The organism is Xanthomonas sp. SHU 199 (assembly GCF_000364665.1).
Taxonomy (GTDB): domain Bacteria; phylum Pseudomonadota; class Gammaproteobacteria; order Xanthomonadales; family Xanthomonadaceae; genus Xanthomonas_A; species Xanthomonas_A sontii.
This window is the reverse complement of record NZ_AQOI01000444.1, coordinates 1-1,347: the sequence shown is the minus strand read 5'-3', so window position 1 is coordinate 1,347 and position 1,347 is coordinate 1. Positions and strand designations below refer to the sequence as shown.

Below are 1,347 nucleotides of genomic sequence, written 5' to 3'. Positions count from 1 at the left end.
AGCGCGAGACCTGCGCCGCGCGCGTGGCCACCGCGGTGATCGGCCCGGCGCAGGTGGCGGGGCTGGACGCGCGGCTGGCGGCGCTGCCGCCGCTGAGCCTGGACAACCTGGAGGCGCATCTGCGCAGCGTCGAGCGCGGCCTCGGCGAACAGCTGGCGCAGAGCCAGGCGCAGGATGCGCGGTTGAGCCAGCAGGTGCTGGACTGCTTCCGCCGCTACTGCCAGCAGTGGCCGGAGGACAGCGGCGACTTCACCGTCAGCCTGGCCAGCGCCGACGACTTCCTGGCACGCCTGCAGCGCCTGGAGAGCGACGGCCTGCCGCGCCACGAAGGCCGCTTCTTCGACCTGCTGCAGACCCAGAGCAAGAACAACCTGCTGGCCCTGCAGCGCTACACGGCCGAAGCGCACAAGGCGATCAAGCAGCGCATGGACGAGGTCAACGCCAGCCTGGAACAGGTGCCGTTCAACCGCGGCACCCTGCTGACCATCGAAGTCAGCGACCGGCGCCTGCTCGAGGTGCAGGAGTTCCAGCAGCAATTGCGCGCCGTGCTCGGCCATCAGCAGACCGAGGATCGTGCGCTGGCCGAGGCGCAGTTCGCCATGCTGCGCGGGCTGGTGCAGCGGCTCGGCGCGCAGGAGCCGGAACTGCGGCGCTGGCGCGAGCAGGTGCTGGACGTGCGCCAGCACGTGGAGTTCGTCGGCGTGGAACTGGACGCGGACAGCCGCGCGCAGGTGGAGATCTACCGCAGCGGCGCCGGCAAGTCCGGCGGCCAGCGGCAGAAGCTGGCCACCACCTGCCTGGCCGCGGCGCTGCGCTACCAGCTCGGCGGCGAGGACGGCGAACTGCCGCGCTACGCCGCGGTGGTGCTGGACGAGGCCTTCGACAAGGCCGACAACGAGTTCACCGCGCTGGCGATGAACATCTTCGAGAACTTCGGCTTCCAGATGGTGGTGGCCACGCCGCTGAAGTCGGTGATGACGCTGGAGCCGTTCATCGGCGGCGCCTGCTTCGTCGAGATCAGCGGCCGCCACAACTCCGGCGTGCTGCTGATCGAATACGACGAGCAGGCGCACCGGTTGAAGCTGCCCGAGCGCAGCCGCAACGAGGTGGCGACGCCTGCGGTGGAATCCGGGGCGGCGGTGGACCAGGCTGGCGCCGATCTGCCGCCGCCGGCCGCAGACGCAGCGGCCACCATCGCCGAGCCCGGCACAATCGCTGTGGCAGATACCGATGCGTTGCCGGCGCGTGCCTCCGCCAAGGCGCGCGATGGCCGCGGCAATGGCGCCAAGTCGACCCCGCGCAAGGCGTCGCCAGCGGCGCCGGGCAAACGCGCCGGCACGCGTGCCA

At 71.3% G+C, this 1,347-nt stretch carries 1 protein-coding gene; it reads left to right on the top strand.

The genetic code is table 11. The annotated features are described in order from the left end of the window. Positions 1–1,347: SbcC/MukB-like Walker B domain-containing protein (locus D183_RS0114245; protein WP_017909594.1), on the top strand; the 1,347-nt coding region annotated here is incomplete at both ends.